This window comes from Mesorhizobium sp. CAU 1741, assembly GCF_039839275.1.
Classification (GTDB): Bacteria; Pseudomonadota; Alphaproteobacteria; order Rhizobiales; family Rhizobiaceae; genus Aerobium.
The window spans coordinates 122,106-140,318 of sequence record NZ_JBDOQP010000005.1; the positions used below are offsets into that span (position 1 = coordinate 122,106).

Consider the following 18,213-nt stretch of genomic DNA (forward strand, 5'->3'; position numbering starts at 1 on the left):
GCCTCAAACCACCCTGCTGATCCGGACGAAACGATCTGTGATCAACATCGCGACCACGATGATGAGAATCTGGAGAACCGACACCGCGGCGATGGTCGGATCAATCCGCCATTCGAGATATTGAAGGATCGCGATCGGCAAGGTCGTGCGGCCGGGGCCGACGAGAAACAGGCTCAGTTCCAGATTGCCGAACGAGGCCACGAAGCCGAACATCGCGCCCGCGACGATGCCGGGCAGGATTGCGGGCATCGTCACGCGCCGGAAGGCGACGAAGGGCGTGGCGCCGAGGTTCATCGCCGCTTCTTCCTGCGTACGGTCGAAACCGATGAGGCTGGCCGTGATAAGACGCACGCTCCATGGGATGACCAACAGGGTATGGCCGAATATCAGGCCGAGCGGAGACGACAGCATCCGGATGCCGGTGGCGATCTCGGTCTCGACCTGGAACACATAAAGGGCGATGCCGAGAACGATGCCGGGCACGATCAGTGGCATCAGCATGAGGTTGTTGACGGTGGTCCGTCCGCGAAACTGAAAACGCGTGATCGCGATGGCGGCGGGGAGCGCGAGCGCAAGTCCGATCAGCGTGGCGATGACGCCGACGCGAAGGCTGAGCCAGAAAGCATCGATGAAGCGGCTGTTGCCGATCGCTGCGGAATACCAGCGCGTCGAATAGCCGTCCGGCGGAAAGGACGGGATCTCCTGGGAATAGAAGGAAAGCCACGTCACGAAGATCAGCGGCAGCAGGACGAAAATGAACGCCGCGGTTGCGAAAGTGTTGAGCGTCCACTTGCCGAGCCGCCGCCGCGACAGGAAACCGCCGCGGTTGCCCGAAGATGCTTCGGCGGTGCTCACGCCGCCGCCCCGATGCGGTTCTTGTGGAAGACGCCGCCCTTCATGATGGCGGCCATCCGGGCGCCCTGGTTCTCGAGGACGCTGATGTCGTCCAGCGGATCACCGTCGACGACGATCAGATCCGCCCATGCGCCTGCCTTCAGCGTGCCGAGCTGACCCGGCCTGCGGATCACTTCCGCCGCGATGGTGGTTGCCGAGCGGATGACATCCATGGCGGGCTGCACCTCGCGCCGGATCGAGAATTCGCGGCTCTGGTCGGTTGCGAGCGGGCCGAGAAGATCGGAGCCGTAGGCGACCTTCACGCCGGCCTCGCGGCAGATTTCCAGGGATCGATAGCCACCTTCAAGAACCATATCGTTCTTCTCGAGCATGGCGGGGGGCATGCCGTATTCGGCCGCCCGCTCCTTCATCGCGACATAGGCTACCAGATTTGCAACGAGATAGGCACCATGCTCGGCCATCACCGCCGCCGCCGCCGCGTCGATCAGGTTGCCATGCTCGATGGTGCGAACGCCCAGGGTGACGGCGCGGGTGATCGCGCGCGGCGTATAGGCATGGGCGCAGACATAGCGCCCGAAGGCCTCCGCTTCCTCGACGGCGGCCGAAATCTCATCGTCGCTGAACTGGTCGGAATCCAGCGGGTCGTGGGGGGAGGCGACACCGCCTGAAACCATGATCTTCACGTGGTCGCAGCCCTGCCGCATCTGTTCGCGAACCGCCTTGCGGACCTCGTCGGCGCCGTCGACGACGAGCCGCAGGAAGGCCTGCCCGTTGCAGCAGGGACAGGCATAGCCGGAATTGGTGCGCGAGCGTCCGTCGCTGTGCCCGCCCGTCGGTCCGATCGAGCGTCCGGCGATGAACAGCCGCGGGCCCGGGATCAGCCCCTGATCCACCGCAGCCTTCATCCCCCAGTCGGTGCCGCCGGTGTCGCGCGCGGTGGTGAAGCCGCGGTCGATCATCTCGCGGATACGCCGCGCACCGCGTGCGGCCGCCATCGTCAGCGGGACGTCCTCCATGCGGCGCATGTAGACTTCGGAATGCATGCAGTGCACGTGGCAGTCGATGAGCCCGGGCATCACGACGCGCCCGCCGCAGTCGATCACCTGTGCCAAGGCGGCAGTGATCGGCGTGTCGGAGAGTTCGCGAATGCGGTCGCCTTCGATGAGAATCTCGTACCCCTCGCGGACCTCATCGAATGTCGGCTCGAGAAGTTTCAGATTTCGCAGGACTATCGGGTGGCTGGACGACATTGTGGGCGCTCCGATGGAATGGCGTTGCGAAACGAGATCGACCTCAGTTCAGCGCGTATTTGTGGAAGACGCCGCCCTTCATGATGGCGGCCATGTGGGTTCCGCCGCCGGCAAGCAGATCGATATTGGCCAGCGGGTCGCCATCGACCAGCAGCAGGTCGGCATAGGCGCCTTCTTTGACGCAGCCGAGCTTGCCTTCATGGCGCAGCAGACGCGCCGCGACACTCGTGGCCGACCTGACGATCTCCAGCGGACTCAGCACCTGCGAGCGAATGGCGAATTCACGGTTCTGGTCGACCTGCAACTGGCCGAGCAGGTCGCTGCCATAGGCGACCGGAACACCGGCGCGCTTGCAGATCTCCAGCGAACGCAACCCGCCTTCGATGACGAGGTCGTTCTTTTCGAGCATTTCGCCGTCCATCCCGTATTCGGCGGCCCGCTCCTTCATGGCGTAGTAGGCGACGAGGTTGGCCACGAGGAACATGTCCTTTTCGGCCATCAGTTTCGCCGCCGCCTCGTCGATGAGGTTTCCATGTTCGATCGTGCGCACGCCGGCATGGGCGGCCCGGGTGATCGCCTCGGCCGAATAGGCATGGGCGCAGACATAGCGCCCGAAGGCGGTTGCTTCCGCGACCGCGGCATTCACTTCAGGCATCGAGAACTGCAGGGAATCGAGAGGATCGTAGGGGGAGGCGACGCCGCCCGACATCATGATCTTCACCTGGTCGCAGCCCTGCCGCATTTCCTCGCGGACCGCGCGCCTCACCTCGGCGACGCCGTCGGCCAGGCACATGGAAAAGCTCAGCGCATCGCAGCACGGGCAGCGCGTGGCTGAATCCGTGCGCCTGCGGCTGTCGCTGTGGCCGCCCGTAGGCCCGATGGCGCGTCCGGCGATGAACAGCCGCGGCCCGGTGATGTAGCCCTCGTCGACGGCGCTTCGCAGCCCCCAGTCGGCGCCGCCGGTGTCCCGCACGGTCGTGAAGCCGCGATCCAGCATCGCTCCCATCTGCCGCATCGCGCGCGCCGTCATCAGGGTGATCGGATAGTTCTCGAGGTTGCGGATATTGACTTCGCTGAGCACCACATGGACGTGGCAGTCGATCAGGCCGGGCATGAGCGTCTTGCCGCCGCAATCGATCACATCGGCATCCGCTGACGTGATCGGACTGGACGACACTTCCCGGATCACGTCGCCTTCGACAAGCAACTCGTGACCGTCCAGAAGATCATCCCGCTCAGGATCGAGCAGGCGAAAATTCTTGAATAGCATCAGTGCCATTGCGGGCCTCCGGCTATGGCAGTCTTTACCCCAGGGGCGTCCTTGTGGGCGCTCGTATACTTGCCTCGTCCTGCCGAGTTCCTCGTCGGCGGCCGGGCTGTTGTCGGTATATTTTATCCAATATACCATTCAGTCAACACTTTTTGCGGCTTTTGCAGCAGCGCTTGCAAGCGGCGACTTGCGAAATTGGATACCATATCCATAATCACGTCAACCGGGTTTGTTTCGGAAGGGGTGACGCGACCATGAAACATCCGCCACGCGAGCCGGTCCCCGTGACGGTCATCAGCGGGTTCCTGGGTGCAGGGAAAACCACGCTGCTGCGCCACATTCTGTCCCAGCCGCAAGGCCGGCGTTTCGGTGTCCTGGTCAATGATTTCGGCGAGATCAACATCGATGCGGCGCTTATCGTGGAGACGGCGGGGGACCAGATCTCGCTCAGCAACGGCTGCGTGTGCTGCACCATCCAGGACGATCTCATCGAGGAGATCGCCGCGCTGGTTGCGGACCGACCCGATATCGACGGCATCCTCATCGAGGCCAGCGGCGTCTCGCGCTCGATCCCGATCGTCGAGGCCATCGAGACCTCGAAACTCGCGTCGCTGGTGGTGCTCGACGGTGTCTTCTGCGTGGTTGATGCCGCCGCCATGCCGGAACTCGACTATGCCGCCATGGAACTCGCCATCGACCAGATCACCGGCGCCGACATGCTGATCCTGAACAAGGTCGACCTGGTCGCGCCGCCGGAGCGCGATGCGATGGAGCAGCGTCTGCGAGGCGTGATGCCGTCGCTGCGGATCGTGCCGGCAGTCGAGGCGAACGTCCCGCGCGAATTGTTGTTTGGCGTCACACGCCAGGCTGACACGAAGGGTAAGATCACCGAAGAAACCTGCTCGTGTTCTGACCATGATTGCCACCACCACCACGAGCATCATCACCACGGCGACCCCCATGCCGAGGTCTTTGCGTCATGGTCCTGGCAGACCGAGGACGTACTCGACGAGAAGCGGTTCCGTGCTGCGATCCGCAAGATCCCGCCGGCAATCATGCGCGCCAAGGGCATCCTGCATCTGCAAGGGGACGGCGGTCAGCGCGTCATGGAATTCCACCTCGTCGGCAAGCGATCGTCCCTGACGCCGGCCGCGGCCGCACTGTCTGACGGGAATCCCGCCAGCACGCTGGTGATGATCGGCATGCGCGAAGCCATCGACCCGCAGGCATTGCGCAAGACCTTCGAGGCGTGTTTGGAGGTCCACGCATGAGGTCAGCCGACGACACAGGGCGAAGCCTCCGCCATCAGGCGTGTTCGGAAGCGCGCGGGAGCCTGGACGAAGGCGATTTCCTGGCGACGCTGGAACGCCTCGTGGCGATCCCGACCGAAAGCCAGCACCCAGAGCAACGTCACGAGCTGCTGCGCTACATGTCGGACGGGGTAGGCCCCTTGCTCGCCGACATGGGCTTCGACCTGCAAAGCTTCGATGTCGACGATCCCGCACGCATTCCCTGCCTGCTGGGCACCAGAATCGAATCCGAAACTCTGCCGACGGTGATGATCTACGGCCATGGCGATGTCGTTCGCGGCCTGCCCGACCAATGGCGCGACGGGCTCGATCCGTGGCGCCTGGAGCGTCAGGGCGACAAGCTCTACGGGCGCGGCACCGTCGACAACAAGGGCCAGCATCTGATTGCGCTGCAGGCCCTGCGTGCCGTGCTCCAGGTTCGCGGCTCGCTGGGCTTCAACGTCAAGTTCTTCCTCGACATGGGCGAGGAAGTGGGTTCGCCGGGCCTGCGTTCGGTTCTGTCGCGTCATCGCGAAGCGTGTTCCGCCGACGTCTTCATCGCCTTCGATGGACCGCGTCTTGCGGTTGGCGCGCCCGAAATCAACCTCGGCGCGCGCGGCGTCTGCAATCTCGACCTGGTTGTTCGTCTCCGCGAGGGCACGCATCATTCGGGTCATTGGAGCGGGCTGCTTGCCGATCCTTCGATCCTCTTGGCGCACGCGCTGGCATCCATCCTGTCGAAGGAGGGGGAAATCCTCGTTCCCGGCTGGACGCCGAAGCAAATACCGCCGGCAGTCAGGCAAGCCTGCGCGACCCTCGAACTCGAGGAGCAGGATCACCCGAAGACGGAGCCCTGGTGGGGGGAACGCGGCCTCAGCCGCGCCGAGCGGATATTCGCATGGACTGGCGTCTGCGTGCTGGCGATGCAGTCCGGTCGGCCGGAAGCGCCTATCCATGCGGTGCAGGGCGAGGCAAGGGCCCGCGTTTCGATCCGTCACACGACGGATGTGCCGTCATCAACGTTCGCACCGGCGTTGCGCGCGCATCTCGTGGCGAATGGACATGGCCATGTCGAGGTTCACGAGATCAACGACGACGATCAGTTCCAGCCCGCGCGAACCGACCCGCGCCATCCCTGGGTCCGCCGCATCGCCGCCTCCATGGCGATCACCGCAGGCCGGCCGATCCACGTCATCCCGAACAACTCCGCCGGTAATCCGTCCAGCCTCTTCGAAGAGGAACTGGGCGTCCCCACGATCTGGATACCTTACTCCTATCCGGGCTGCGAGCAGCATGGACCCAACGAGCACGCACTTGTGCCGCTGTTGGCCGAGGGGCTCGAACTGACTGCCGGCATTTGGTGGGATTTCGGCGATCCGGAATTTCTGGCGAGGCACGGCGAAGGCGCCGACCGAAACTTTCATGATGGTCTGACGAGCAAGGAGCGATGACATGACGATAGGTGTTGGCGGATCGACGGCGGAAGCCGAACTGGCGCGCATGATCAACCTTGCCCAGGGTGTGGAAACAATCCAGCCGGAGGAACATGAGGCCAGGATCGAGCGCGCCCGCGCGCTGATGAAGGAAAAGGGCATCAACGCCCTTTATCTCGATACGTCGCCCAGCCTGCTTTACTTTACCGGAATGCGTCTCAAGCCGACCGAGCGCCTCCATGGGGCGATCATCCCGGTGGATGGACCGCTGATCTACCTGAGCCCCGTCTTCGAGATCCCGAAGACCGAAACGCTGGTCGTCGTGAAGGGAGATATCCGCGGCTGGGAGGAGCATGAAGACCCCACGGCGCTCGTCATCGACTCCGTCGAGAGCCTGGGCATCGATTCCGGAGTCCTGGCGATCGATCCGGCCACGCCATTCTTCACCGCGGATGGCCTGCGCAAGGCGGGCAACCGCTTCGAGCTGACCAACGGGTCGGCGGTGACCGCAGAGTGCCGCATGTACAAGAGCCCGCAGGAGATCGCGCTGCTGCAGCGGGCAAACGAGATCACGCTGGAAATCCACAAGGCCGCGGCGCGCATCCTGCACGAAGGCATCACCACCAGCCAGGTGCAGGACTTCATCCTCCAGGCGTTCGACCGCTGCGGCGGAACGTCCCCGGGCGGGCGTCCGGCCGTCCAGTTCGGCGAAGCCACCGCCTATCCGCACGGCGTGCCCTACGGCCAGACGCTCAAGGATGGCGACATGGTGCTGATGGACTTCGGCTGCTTCGTCGGCGACTACCGCGCCGATATCACCCGCACCTATGTCTATGGCGACGCCAGCAAGAGACAGCGCGAGATCTGGGAACTGGAGAAAGCTGCCCAGGCGGCCGGCTTTGCCGCCGCCGTGCATGGCGCGCCTTGCGAGGCCGTCGACCTTGCCGCGCGCGGCACCATCGAGGCGGCCGGTTTCGCCAAGGAGTATGGCCTGCCCGGCCTGCCGCACCGCACCGGCCATGGAATCGGCCTGGAGGTGCACGAGGACACCTACATGGTCCGCAACAACAAGCGTCCGATGGAAACGGGGCTGTGCTTCTCGGTCGAGCCGATGATCTGCATCTATGGCGAGTTCGGCGTCCGGCTGGAGGATTGCGCCTACATGGCCGAGGACGGTGCGCACTGGTTTACCCAGCCCGCGGCAAGCGTCGACGACCCTTTCGGCCATGAGACCGCATCATGATTTGATGTCGTAGGTTCACCGCGCGAAGGGAGGGCCGCGCGCGGTTGATTAATGCACGCCATAATTGCATGTAGCGACAACACACGGTCGGCATGCGAGCAAGGGACAGGACATGGCGGAGGAGAAGCTCAATGTGGCAACGATCGATCTGGGCACGTCGCCATCGCCGGCGAACGTGATCTTTGACGCGCTCCGGCAGGCCATCCTCCACGGCAAGCTGGCGGAGGGCGCGTCGCTGCGCCAGGACGCGCTGGCGCGCATGTTCAACGTCAGCCGCATTCCCGTGCGCGAAGCGCTGCAGCGTCTCGAGGCCACCGGCCTTGCCGCCTCGGTGCGCTATCGCGGCGTGGTGGTCAAAGGGCTGAACCCCGACGAAATTCGCGAGATCTTCGAGTTCCGGGCGCTGCTGGAACCGGATGTGATCCGGCTTTCGGTTCCCCACCAGTCCGCAAAGACGCTGGAGGACGCCGCCGAACTCTATGAGCGTTTTTCCACCGAGACCAATCCGGCCCTGTGGTCTGACCTGAACACGCTGTTTCACGGCGCCCTGTACCGCGACTGCAACCGGCCCTACTACCTCTGGGTCGTGGCGCGCTCGAACGACCTTGTGCAGCGTTACGTGCGTCACCAGCTCGAATTGACCGACGGCATGGCCGAGGCCAACAAGCAGCATGCAGACATCCTCCGCGCCTGCCAGATGAGAGACCCGGACCTGGCGGCCGCGCGCACCCGGCACCATATCCTCTACGCCTGCGAGCGGTTGATCGATTTCGTCTCGAAAAGCCGTCCAGGCTGAGCGCACGGGCTCGCCTTAGCGGTGCTCGTCGTGCATCAGCGCCTTGAGCGACTGCCGCTCATTGTCGCTTCCAAGCGCATCGACGGCACGGCTGGTCAGCATCAACAGCCGCTCATCATGACCGGCGCGAACCAGCGCCGTTCGCGCGGAATGAAGTGCACGCACCCAGTCCCCGTGCTCGCAAAAATGTTCGGCCTGCTCGGATGCGAGCGCCGTGAACCGGCGCTCCAGATGCTGGCGATAGACGAGTAGCGACACGTGGTCGCCGAATTGATGCACGAATGCCCCGCCATACAACTCGATGACATCCGGCCGCGACGCTGCCGGCACGCTGCCGGCGCTGTCGGAGATCGCCTCGAGTCTCCAGGAATCCACCGCAACGACCGCGGGATTCAGCGTCACGCGTCCTGCGGCGGTGATCACGGCGGCGGAGTTGCCGAATAGCTGCCGCAGCCGGTAGACCGTCGACTTCAGGCGCCGTCGCGCGGATTGCCCGTCCGCCTCGGGCCAGAGGCGGTCCATCAGCGTTTCCGCGTCCTCGCCATTGCGCCCGGCTGCAACCAGATGCACGGCCAGCGACATGGGACCGCGTTGAGGCTTGGCCGAAATCAGTCTCGACTTGCCGTCGACGACGATGTCGAAGCGGCCGAGCGTGACGAGCGCGATGTTGCATTTGCTTTCGGCGTCATTGCCGGGAAGGTCGAAGATTTGGATGAGCTCGCTCGCATAGTCGGCCTCGATGCCGGCGGCGAGCGACCTTTGCATCAGCCGCGCCATTTCATCCCGCCTGATCCATTGGTGGATGTAGAAGCGCTTCGACGCGCCCGCAGCCATTGCCGCCCTGAGATAGATATCGGCTCGGTGCGGTCTGCAACTCGAAAGCGCCAGCGCCGCGCCGCGCAGGCAGGTGAGGAAGATGAGGATGAAGCTGCGCTGCTCGACAGCGCGCCGGCGCGCCTGGCGCATCCAGGCCAGCGCCTCCCGGCGACGGCCCATCGACTGCAGGATCGCGGCGACGGCGATGCCGTAATAGAGCGGCGAAATCGAAAAGCCGGTGGCCACGCTGGCCCGAAAGGCTGCCAGGGCATGGGTCAGCGCGCCTTCGTGGCGCCCATCCAGCCAGTGGTCGTAGCCGAGGAAATGCTCGTGGATCGCGATATGATGCGGGTTGGAGTGCGGTCCGAGGCGCTCTCCCAGCAAGGCCAGATAGCCCTGCGCGCGCTTGCGGTCCTCGAGCGACATGGCCCGGTAGAGCGCCGCGTTGATGAGGGTGACATCCCAGAATCCCTGCTGATGGCGGGCGGTCGCAGACAGACCCTGTTCGAGTGTGAGGAACACCTCCTCGGAATCCGGTTCGAAAAGGCTCATGAATTCGGTGGAGACGACGTAGCGCGTGCAGATGTCCGCGACAGGCGCGCTTTCCTCGTCGAACACGTAGTTTAGGCGATTGCGGACCTGTGAGGCTTTCCAGCGCTCGCCATCACCCCAGCAATAGCGGAAAAGCAACTGGATGCCGCGCCGGATGGTTTCGTGCCGCGGCATCGGGCGCCAGAAGAAGCCGAGATTGCGTTCCTCCCAGCTCGGGAAATCCTCCTTGGCCGGACACCGGAAGGACAGGGCGGCAAAGGCGCCGCGCGCCAGCATGGATTCGGCGACCGGTCCCTTTGCCGCGGCGCTTTCCTCGAGCACCGGCAGCATGGCGATCAGTTCGTCGAAGCGGGTGCAGTCGACCCATTCGAGCCAGATGGCATCCACCAGCGCTGTCCATGCGGGGATGAGCAGATCGCTGTCGATATCGTCTTTCACGGAGAGGAACGTGTCGTGGAGCAGTTCGCGCGCGCGCACCGGATTGATGCTGAGCAGGCAAACGCCGAGCCAGTAGCGCAGGCCGACATGCATGCCGAGTTGCTCCTGCGGGACCTGCTCCAGGGCCGCGAGCAGGACGCCGAGTTCGCCAGCGTCGTTCATGGCCTTGGCGTGAGCGAGTACCGCCTCGCACAGCGGTTCCCAGGCTTCCGAAGACGCCAGCAGCGACAGGCCGTCGCCAATCTCGCCGCGCTCCAGCAATGCCCGCCCGGCTCGCGCCTGCAGGCGCTGCTGTTCCTCGCGCGACTGCTCGTCGGCGTAACGCCGCGCCAGCGCCGCCTTCAACAGGTCGTGGACCTGAATCTGGCCGCGGCCATCGCGTTCGACGAAAAGCATGTTCTGCACCAGCCGGTTCAGCGCCCGCCCGCCATGCGGCATCTCCAGCGCCTCGGCGAGGATCGGAGCGGGAAGGTTTGGCATCTGCGCCACGTGAATGAGCAGGCGCCTGTCGTCATCCGTCAAAGGCACGACGAGTTCCTGGACGATCAGGTCCAGCAATCCCGACATGTCATGCTCGATCAATCCGGCCTGGCTTTCGCGAGCCGTGCCGGGCGGAGCCTGGAGCAGGAGGCGTGCGCCGAGGATCCAGCCTCCCGAGGCGGATAGCAGCGTCTTCGCCGTCCAGCCGCGATCGGATTCCGGCCGTTGTGCGATCAGTGCACTTGCTTCGTCGAAACCGAGCCTGAGCTCCTCGAAGTCGATGGTCGCGACCTCGTCGTTGGCCGTGTACCAAAGCCAGGCTGGATGTGCCGGCTCCCGCGATACCAGCACGATGCGCATTGCGCCGGGCGCATCGCGCATGGCTTCAGCCAGGACATGCAGCGGAGCCGCACCTGCCGGCAGCGTGTGGGTGTCGTCCAGCACGAGCATCGTCGCGCCGCTGTTGCTGGCGGCGGCAATCAGGCGTCGAAGATAGTCGACAGGCCCGGCAATGCTTTCGGAAGCCAGAGCGGGCAGTTCACCATCGGGACAGGCCTTGCGGAAGGCAGCGAGCATCGCCGTCAGGAAGACACCCATATTGGCCATGGGTGGCTCGACGCGAAGCCAGGCGAAACCCTGACCGTGATGCTCGCAGATCTGGGTTGCAAGGGTCGTCTTGCCGCTGCCGGCCGCCGCCGTGATCCAGATCACGCGCTTTGCCGACGCGATCACGGAGGCGGCGTGGCGCCTTCGAATGGGCGACCCGGCATTGAGGCTCACACCTGCGACGGGATCGCGCCGCGATGTGGTTGCTCGCTCAAGCTGCGTCATGATGCGCCCCCGCCTTGCCCGGTGGCACAGGTCACCGGCGCGGCAAGCCTAGCGCAAGCGCATCACCCGTGATTGGGGGCAGAGCTACAACTATCAGGGTTCAGCGCTATCGCCACATTGCGGTGATCGAGCGGGGCTCACCGCTCCGGAAACAGACGCCGCAATCCTTCGGCCGATGCCTCGGCGACGCCGCGCTCGGTAATGAGTCCGGTCACCAGGCGTGCCGGGGTCACGTCGAAGGCCGGGTTGGCCGCGCCGGTGGCTTCCGGCGATATGCGGACCTGCAGCACCTCGCCGGCCGCGGTGCGGCCCCAGACCAGCGAGACCTCGTCGCCGTCGCGTTCCTCGATCGGAATCTCGGCGACGCCGTCATTGACCGTCCAGTCGATGGTCGGCGAGGGCAGGGCGACATAGAATGGCACGTCGTTGTCCTTTGCCGCGAGTGCCTTGAGATAGGTGCCGATCTTGTTGCAGACGTCGCCATTGGCCGTGGTGCGGTCGGTGCCGACGATCACCATGTCGACCTGGCCGTGCTGCATCAAATGGCCACCGGCATTGTCGACGACGAGCGTGTGCGGCACGCCGTGGCCTGCCATCTCCCACGCGGTAAGCTGCGCGCCCTGGTTGCGCGGCCGCGTCTCGTCGACATAGACGTGCACCGGTATGCCTTCCTCGACCGCGAGATAGATCGGCGCGGTGGCGGTGCCGTAATCGACCGTCGCAAGCCAGCCGGCATTGCAGTGGGTGAGGATGTTGACCTTCTCGCCGGGCTTCTTGGAGGCTGCGATCTGGCGGATCAGGGTGAGCCCGTGTGCGCCGATGGCGCGGTTCAGCTCGACATCCTCGTCGGCGATCTCGGCGGCGCGCTCGTAGGCCGCGTCGGCGCGTTGGTCCGCCGGCAACGGCTTGAGCACCCGCTTCATCTCGTCCAGCGCCCAGCGCAGGTTGATCGCGGTCGGCCGCGTCTCGTGCAGCGTCTCCCAGACGGCCGCCAGCGCCTCGTCCGACGGGTCTTCGCGCATGGCGATCGCCACGCCGTAGGCGGCGGTGACGCCGATCAGGGGCGCACCACGCACCCACATGTCGCGGATCGCGGTGGCCACCTCGTCCACCGTGGACAGGGTGACGACGCGAAAGTCGTGCGGCAGCCGGCGCTGGTCGATGATCTCGACCGAACGGCCATCCTCTGCCAGCCAGATGGTACGGAAGTGCCTGTCGCCTACTCTCACGCTACCGCTCCTGTCTCGATCAGCGTTGCCAACGCATTGGCTTCGGTCATGGAATGCATTCGGGCGCGGTTGACCGCGATCTGGCGGCCAAATTGCAGCGCCTTCGCCTCGCAGCGCGCCCGGATGTCGGTGTCTTCGATGGATTCGAAATCGGCATTGTGGGCAAGGCCGAGGATACGGCGGTGGATCTCGATGCCGGCGAAGCCGAGCAGGTCCGTCCACATCTCGTGCATCACCGCGTCGAGCGCCTGCTCGGCGCCGAGCACGTCGCCGCGATCCTCGAACAGGCTCTTCTGGTAGAGTATGCCGTCGCGTTCGCTGCGCCACAGGCGCGAGAACTCGACGCGAAAACCGCTCCAGCAACGCTCCAGCACGCCGAGCAGATAGGCGCGCATCGCCTCGCGGCTGCCGCCTTCCTCGTGGCCGGATTGCGAGAAATAGGACATCCAGAAATTGGCGAACAACATGCCGACATCGAAGGCCATCGGCCCGTAGAAGGCGAATTCGGGGTCGATGACCCGCGTATCCGTATCCGTTACCATGATCGACCCGGTGTGCAGGTCGCCATGCAGCAGCGTCTCGGCCTTGGCGGCGAACAGGTGCTTCATGCGCTGCGCGGTGACCTTCAGGTCGCGGTCGGCGCGAAGCTGCGCAACGATCCCGTCCAACTGCGGCGCGGTGTGCGCATTCAGCTCGGCTTCGAAATAGGGATCGGAGAAGACGAGGTTTTCGGTGATGTCGCACAGTTCGACATTGTCGGCGAAAAGCGCGAGGTCCGCCTTGCGCTTGCGGGTCTCCATGGCGAGGTCGGAACCCCGGAACAGGGTGCGCGCCATGAACAGGGCGAGGTCGTCGGCGATCTTCGGCAGTTGGCGGCCATCGATCAGCGCGCGCCGCAGGATCACATGCGGGGTCAGGTACTCCATCACGATCAGCGCTTGCGCCTCGTCGAAATGGAAGATTTCCGGCACCGAGCCACCCGCCCTGGCGGCCTGGCGCGTCAGTGCATGATATTCGAAGTACGAGCGCTTGAGGGGCAGGGGCCAGCTCTCTCCGACCAGCCGCACGTAAGGCAGCGCCTGCTTGACAACCACTCCGCCCTTGTCGCTTTCGACGATGAAGACGAGGTTCAGGTTGCCGTCGCCGACCTCGCGTGTGCGCCACGCCGCGACGTCGTCGCCCAGCCGTGCGCGCAACGCTTCCAGACCGCCAAGCCTGCGGCCCAGCGTGTCCACGGTCAGCGCTTCGAACGAACCGGCATCCATGCAATTCCTCCCGTCATGGCGTGCTGTCCGAAAAACGCTAGTCAGTGAGCTGGCAATTGTCAATGCTGTTGACAATTGCTGATGCAGTGCCGTAGCGTCGTCTTCGGGAGGAGTCGGCGTTCATGGAAGCGATGTTCCGCATTGCGGGTCTGGAAAAGTCGTTCGGGCCGATCCGGGTGCTGAGCGATGTCGACCTCGATTTGCCAGCCGGCACCGTCACGGTGCTGATGGGCGCGAACGGCGCCGGCAAATCGACCCTCGTCAAGATCATGAGCGGGGTCTACGCGCGCGGCGGCGGAACGATGGAGCTGGGCGGCCGGCCATTCGCCCCGTCCTCGCCGGCGGAAGCCATTCGCGCTGGCGTCGTCACCGTGCACCAGAACATCAATGACGGGGTCGTCGCATCCCTCGACGTCGCCACCAACCTGACCATGGACAGGCTCAGCGGCAAGGGCGCGCCGTTCTTCTTCAATCCGCGCAGGGTGCGCCGCGAGGCGAGGGTGGTTGCCGAGCGGCTCGGCCTGCATGTCGACCTTTCCGCCAGCATCGCCGAACTGTCGCTCGCCGACCGCCAGATGGTGGCGATCGCGCGTGCCCTGGCGCACGAGCCCAAGGTGATGATCCTCGACGAGCCGACCTCGTCGCTGTCGAGTTCAGAAGCCAACCGGTTGTTTTCCGTCGTCGAGCGCTTGCGCGCCCAAGGGGTTGCGATCCTCTACATCTCGCATCGCATGTCGGATATCCGCCGCATTGCCGACCGCATCGTGGCGCTGCGCGACGGCGTCATTGCCGGCGTGTTCACCGGCGCGCCGCTGGACTACGAAGGCGCGGTCGATGCGATGCTCGGGCGCAAGGTGGACCTTTCCACGGTTGCGGTGATGGATGCGACGCGTCCCGTCTTTTCTGCCCAGGGCCTGCGCATCGCGCCGCAGGCGAGGCCGTTCTCGCTGTCGCTGGGCGACGGCGAGGTGGTCGCCATCACCGGTCTGGTGGGGGTTGGCAAGACCAAGCTTGCAGAAACGCTTTTCGGTGCGCGTCGCCCTCTGGCCGGCTCGATGGAAATTCAGGGCCGCGCCTACACGCCGCGCTCGTCAGCCGATGCGATCCGGCAGGGTGTGTTCCTCGTTGCCAAGGACCGTGGCGAAAATGGCATCGTCGGGGATTTCAACGTCTACAAGAACATCAGCCTGCCATTCCTGCGCAGGCTGTCACGCGCCGGCATCTCGCGGCCCGGCCTCGAGCGCGCGATCGCGCGTGAACAGATCGACAATATCGGCATCGTCTGCCGCGGCGAACGCGACCGGATGCACACGCTTTCGGGTGGCAACCAGCAGAAGGTGATGGTGGCGCGGTGGCTGTCGCAGCCGGCCTCGCTGCTGATCCTCGACGAGCCCTTCCAGGGTGTCGACATCGCCGCGCGCCGCGACATCGCCGCCAAGCTGCGGGCGAGCGCGGCGGGCCGCGCGACGCTGTTGTTCCTGACGGAACTGGACGAAGCGCTGGAAACGGCCGACCGCATCCTGGTGATGTCGGAACACACCATCGTCGGCGAGCACCGCAACGCCGACCTGGACATGGACAGACTGCTGGCGCAGGTCGCCGGCGAAGACTTGCGAGGCGCCGCCTGATGGCCGAAACCGTCATCCGCTATGGGTTCCTGACCCTCCTGGCCGGTCTGATCGTCTTCTTCGCGGTGGCGGCGCCGGGTTTTGCCTCGCCGCAAAGCGCGGTATTCATCTTCCAGTCGGTCGCCATCACCGGCATCCTCGCGCTGGGCGTCACCGCCACCCTCGTCGTCGGCGGCTTCGACCTGTCGATCGGCTCGGTCGCAACCACGGCGATGATGGCGGCAGCCTACGCCATGGTGGTGCTGGAGCAGAACGCGCTCGTCGCCGTGCTCATCTGCCTGGCGATCGGTGCGCTGGTCGGCCTCGTCAACGGCATCATCATCGTCTACATGCGCGTGCCAGACCTGCTGGCGACGCTCGGCATGATGTTCCTGCTGATCGGCCTGCAACGCATTCCCACGGAAGGGCGCTCGATCGCCGCGGGCATGACCATGCCCGACGGCTCCACGGCCGGCGGCACGTTCAGCGCCAACTTCCTAGCGCTGGGCCGGCATCGCTTCGACTTCTTCATCGACAACTTCCTGCCGACCTCCGTGGTGGTGCTGATCGTTCTCGCCGTGCTGATCTGGTTCTTCCTCGAATTCACCCGCTTCGGGCGGATGATGTACGCCGTTGGCTCCAACGAAAAGGCCGCCGAACTCGCCGGCGCGCCGGTCAAGGCATACAAGATCTGGGCCTATGTGATCTCGGGAATATTCGCCTCCATCGGCGGCATTCTCCTGGCCGCCCGGCTTGGACGCGGCGACATCGCATCGGGTAACAATCTGTTGCTGGATTCCGTTGCCGCGGCGCTGATCGGTTTCGCGGTGCTCGGCGCCGCCAAACCCAACGCCTTCGGCACGGCCATCGGCGCGCTTTTCGTCGGCGTGCTCCTGCAGGGGCTGACGATGATGAACGCGCCTTATTACACGCAGGATTTCGTCAAGGGCGCGGTTCTGGTCGTCGCCCTCGTCTTTACCTTCGCGCTGTCCAACAGGGCAAGGTGAAAGTCACCAGACCGACACGGGTTCGCAGTCAAGAAAAGTGGAGGAAATGAGCATGAGCATCACACGCAGGACTTTCAACAGGCTGGGCCTCGCGGCCGCCGCCGGCCTCATGGCACTGCCGGCGATGGCGCAGGATCGCCCGGCGCCGTTCGATAATGCAGGCGAGGTGCAGATCGCCCTCGTCCGCTATCTCTCGACCGGCGACTTCTTCCAGGCCTATCTGGCGGGCGTCGAGTCGCAGGCGGCCGCGCTTGGCGTCGACCTGCGGGTCTTCGACAGCCGCCAGGATGCGGCCCTGCAGGCCGACATGGTCGACCAGGCGATCGCGCTTGGCGTCGACGGCATCATCATCCAGCACGGCCTGACGGAATCGATGAAGGAGGCCGCGCAGCGTGCGGTCGATGCCGGCATCAAGGTCGTCGCCTTCGACGTCAATGTCGAGAACGAGGCGATCCCGCAGATCGAGCAATCAGACCGCGACCTTGCCCGGCTGGCGCTGGAGCAGGCGATCGAGGACAATGGCGAGGCCTGGAAGGCGGCCTATGTCTACGTCGCCGGCATCGCCCCGCTCGATCGGCGCGACGAGACTTGGCGCGAGTTCAAGGAGCGCTATCCGGGAATCGAGGAAGTGGCGATGTTCGGCACGCTCGACAACCCGATCGCCAACTCCGTCGCCAACCAGGCGCGCTCGGTGCTGACCGCCAATCCCGGAGTGCAGGTGGTGTTCGCGCCCTATGACGAATTCGCCAAGGGCGTGAAGATCGCCGTCGACGAGGCCGGGCTCTCATCCGACATCAAGATCTACTCGGCCGACATCTCGACCGCCGACATCGCCGCGATGCGTGAGCCCGGCTCGTCATGGGTGGCGACGGCTGCCACCAACCCGGCCGTCGTCGGCCAGGTCTCGGTACGCGCGCTGGCGATGATGCTCGCCGGCGAGGAGCCGGGCGCCAGCGTCATCGTGCCGCCGACGCTGATCACCCAGGCCGAGCTCACCGATAGCGACATCAAGAACATGGAGGAACTGTCGGAGAAGATGCCGCAGTTCAACCATGCCGACGTCGCCATGCCGGACTGGATGCCCAACCCGAACGAATAGGCAGTAGCGTCGCCGCCTGATCACGTGGTCAGGCGGCGATTGTCACAGCGCCTCTCACGGGCCGCATTGCCAAAGGCCGTCGAAGACGCGGCTGGCTCCGTCGGCCCGCTGGTAGGTGAGTGTTGCCGGGCGGGGCGGGGATTCTCCCTCGCCGATGGCTGGCCCGGCCAGCGCGATGTCGATGGTCTTGCCCTGGCCGGTGAAGGTCGGATCCTCGAGCATGCCGTCGAACCCGCCCGGGGCGCCGATGCGCTCGACATAATCGGAGACCTTCACGACACCCTGCGCCGGCTCTTCCGAGGCGACGATGCCGGTGGCGTAAAGCAAAGGCGCGTCGTCGGCGGAGAAGCTGCAGACGAGTTCGCCTGACAGGTCGGCGCCTTCGATGTCATCCCGGGTCAGTTGCTGCAGTTCGATCTGCGACCCGTCGCCACCCACCGTTTCGCCGGCCCAGGAAAACGCGGTCGTCAGCGGTGTCGCCAATAGCGCCATGGCGAACGGCACGACGACACGTGCCACGGTTGGATAAACAGGCCGATCTAAAGACAACGGTCACCTCTCATTTGCATGATATCGCCCCTCACACAGTCCACGTTAGGAAATGAGTAAGGCACGTTTGCGGCGCACCGGCGCGTGACGTCAGTGCTCTTTTCACGCGAGATTGCTACACGTCACGAGGCGTTAGAGAGCCGTTCTTGACCATCATTCTTACCGATCCATATTCCCTCAGTACAACCCTGAGAGGAAAGATCG

At 64.8% G+C, this 18,213-nt stretch carries 14 protein-coding genes; 7 read left to right on the plus strand and 7 right to left on the minus strand.

Annotated elements, in window-relative coordinates; translation table 11 throughout:
- Positions 1-3: 3 nt before the first annotated feature.
- Genes AAFN84_RS19540 through AAFN84_RS19550 form a run of 3 tightly spaced genes read right to left on the minus strand, consistent with a single transcriptional unit; the run spans position 4 to position 3,384 of the window.
- On the minus strand, positions 4-855 hold the full coding sequence (locus AAFN84_RS19540; RefSeq protein WP_347516351.1) for an ABC transporter permease: 852 nt from the start codon (positions 853-855) through the stop codon (positions 4-6).
- A complete protein-coding gene (locus AAFN84_RS19545) occupies positions 852-2,105 on the minus strand; it encodes an amidohydrolase family protein (protein ID WP_347516352.1) in 1,254 nt (417 codons plus the stop codon). Before AAFN84_RS19545 ends, AAFN84_RS19540 begins: the two co-directional genes overlap by 4 nt.
- Positions 2,106-2,148: 43 nt before the next feature.
- On the minus strand, positions 2,149-3,384 hold the full coding sequence (locus tag AAFN84_RS19550; RefSeq protein ID WP_347516353.1) for an amidohydrolase family protein: 1,236 nt from the start codon (positions 3,382-3,384) through the stop codon (positions 2,149-2,151).
- Between the two features lie 245 nt (positions 3,385-3,629).
- Here AAFN84_RS19550 and AAFN84_RS19555 point away from each other — a divergent pair, with 245 nt between their 5' ends.
- The 4 genes from AAFN84_RS19555 to AAFN84_RS19570 all read left to right on the plus strand — a co-directional run bounded on the left by AAFN84_RS19555 (position 3,630) and on the right by AAFN84_RS19570 (position 8,136).
- A complete protein-coding gene (locus AAFN84_RS19555) occupies positions 3,630-4,646 on the plus strand; it encodes a GTP-binding protein (RefSeq protein ID WP_347516354.1) in 1,017 nt (338 codons plus the stop codon).
- The gene (locus AAFN84_RS19560) at positions 4,643-6,115 is read left to right on the plus strand and encodes a M20/M25/M40 family metallo-hydrolase (protein ID WP_347516355.1); all 1,473 of its coding nucleotides are present in this window, start codon (positions 4,643-4,645) and stop codon (positions 6,113-6,115) included. The genes AAFN84_RS19555 and AAFN84_RS19560 overlap by 4 nt, the downstream gene beginning before the upstream one ends.
- A 1-nt stretch (position 6,116) precedes the next feature.
- Complete coding sequence (locus AAFN84_RS19565; RefSeq protein ID WP_347516356.1) at positions 6,117-7,340, plus strand: Xaa-Pro peptidase family protein; 1,224 nt, start codon at positions 6,117-6,119, stop codon at positions 7,338-7,340.
- Between the two features lie 112 nt (positions 7,341-7,452).
- A complete protein-coding gene (locus AAFN84_RS19570; protein ID WP_347516357.1) occupies positions 7,453-8,136 on the plus strand; it encodes a GntR family transcriptional regulator in 684 nt (227 codons plus the stop codon).
- A gap of 15 nt (positions 8,137-8,151) precedes the next feature.
- Here the strand turns inward: AAFN84_RS19570 and AAFN84_RS19575 are convergent, their stop codons facing one another.
- The 3 genes from AAFN84_RS19575 to mtnK form a co-directional block, all read right to left on the minus strand.
- Positions 8,152-11,253 (minus strand): hypothetical protein, encoded by a 3,102-nt coding sequence (locus AAFN84_RS19575; RefSeq protein ID WP_347516358.1) that lies wholly within the window; start codon positions 11,251-11,253, stop codon positions 8,152-8,154.
- Between the two features lie 137 nt (positions 11,254-11,390).
- Complete coding sequence (gene mtnA, locus AAFN84_RS19580; RefSeq protein ID WP_347516359.1) at positions 11,391-12,482, minus strand: S-methyl-5-thioribose-1-phosphate isomerase; 1,092 nt, start codon at positions 12,480-12,482, stop codon at positions 11,391-11,393.
- Positions 12,479-13,747, minus strand: coding sequence for an S-methyl-5-thioribose kinase (mtnK, locus tag AAFN84_RS19585; protein ID WP_347516360.1), 1,269 nt, complete (start codon positions 13,745-13,747; stop codon positions 12,479-12,481). Before mtnK ends, mtnA begins: the two co-directional genes overlap by 4 nt.
- Before the next feature lie 122 nt (positions 13,748-13,869).
- On the opposite strand from mtnK, the gene AAFN84_RS19590 reads away from it, so the two are divergent.
- Genes AAFN84_RS19590 through AAFN84_RS19600 form a run of 3 tightly spaced genes read left to right on the plus strand, consistent with a single transcriptional unit; the run spans position 13,870 to position 17,460 of the window.
- The gene (locus AAFN84_RS19590; protein WP_347516361.1) at positions 13,870-15,375 is read left to right on the plus strand and encodes a sugar ABC transporter ATP-binding protein; all 1,506 of its coding nucleotides are present in this window, start codon (positions 13,870-13,872) and stop codon (positions 15,373-15,375) included.
- The gene (locus tag AAFN84_RS19595; protein WP_347516362.1) at positions 15,375-16,361 is read left to right on the plus strand and encodes an ABC transporter permease; all 987 of its coding nucleotides are present in this window, start codon (positions 15,375-15,377) and stop codon (positions 16,359-16,361) included. The genes AAFN84_RS19590 and AAFN84_RS19595 overlap by 1 nt, the downstream gene beginning before the upstream one ends.
- 52 nt (positions 16,362-16,413) lie before the next feature.
- Positions 16,414-17,460 (plus strand): substrate-binding domain-containing protein, encoded by a 1,047-nt coding sequence (locus tag AAFN84_RS19600; protein ID WP_347516363.1) that lies wholly within the window; start codon positions 16,414-16,416, stop codon positions 17,458-17,460.
- A gap of 54 nt (positions 17,461-17,514) precedes the next feature.
- On the opposite strand, the gene AAFN84_RS19605 is transcribed toward AAFN84_RS19600, so the two are convergent.
- Positions 17,515-17,979, minus strand: coding sequence for a hypothetical protein (locus tag AAFN84_RS19605; protein ID WP_347516364.1), 465 nt, complete (start codon positions 17,977-17,979; stop codon positions 17,515-17,517).
- Positions 17,980-18,213 lie beyond the last annotated feature (234 nt).

Excerpts from the sequence above, each read along its gene's own strand:
- AAFN84_RS19595 (WP_347516362.1), top strand. The coding sequence starts at position 15,375 with ATGGCCGAAACCGTCATCCGCTATGGGTTCCTGACCCTCCTGGCCGGT.
- AAFN84_RS19590 (WP_347516361.1), top strand. The coding sequence starts at position 13,870 with ATGGAAGCGATGTTCCGCATTGCGGGTCTGGAAAAGTCGTTCGGGCCG.
- AAFN84_RS19600 (WP_347516363.1), top strand. The coding sequence starts at position 16,414 with ATGAGCATCACACGCAGGACTTTCAACAGGCTGGGCCTCGCGGCCGCC.
- AAFN84_RS19550 (WP_347516353.1), bottom strand. The coding sequence starts at position 3,384 with ATGGCACTGATGCTATTCAAGAATTTTCGCCTGCTCGATCCTGAGCGG.
- AAFN84_RS19570 (WP_347516357.1), top strand. The coding sequence starts at position 7,453 with ATGGCGGAGGAGAAGCTCAATGTGGCAACGATCGATCTGGGCACGTCG.
- AAFN84_RS19545 (WP_347516352.1), bottom strand. The coding sequence starts at position 2,105 with ATGTCGTCCAGCCACCCGATAGTCCTGCGAAATCTGAAACTTCTCGAG.
- AAFN84_RS19555 (WP_347516354.1), top strand. The coding sequence starts at position 3,630 with ATGAAACATCCGCCACGCGAGCCGGTCCCCGTGACGGTCATCAGCGGG.
- mtnK (WP_347516360.1), bottom strand. The coding sequence starts at position 13,747 with ATGGATGCCGGTTCGTTCGAAGCGCTGACCGTGGACACGCTGGGCCGC.
- AAFN84_RS19560 (WP_347516355.1), top strand. The coding sequence starts at position 4,643 with ATGAGGTCAGCCGACGACACAGGGCGAAGCCTCCGCCATCAGGCGTGT.
- AAFN84_RS19575 (WP_347516358.1), bottom strand. The coding sequence starts at position 11,253 with ATGACGCAGCTTGAGCGAGCAACCACATCGCGGCGCGATCCCGTCGCA.
- AAFN84_RS19565 (WP_347516356.1), top strand. The coding sequence starts at position 6,117 with ATGACGATAGGTGTTGGCGGATCGACGGCGGAAGCCGAACTGGCGCGC.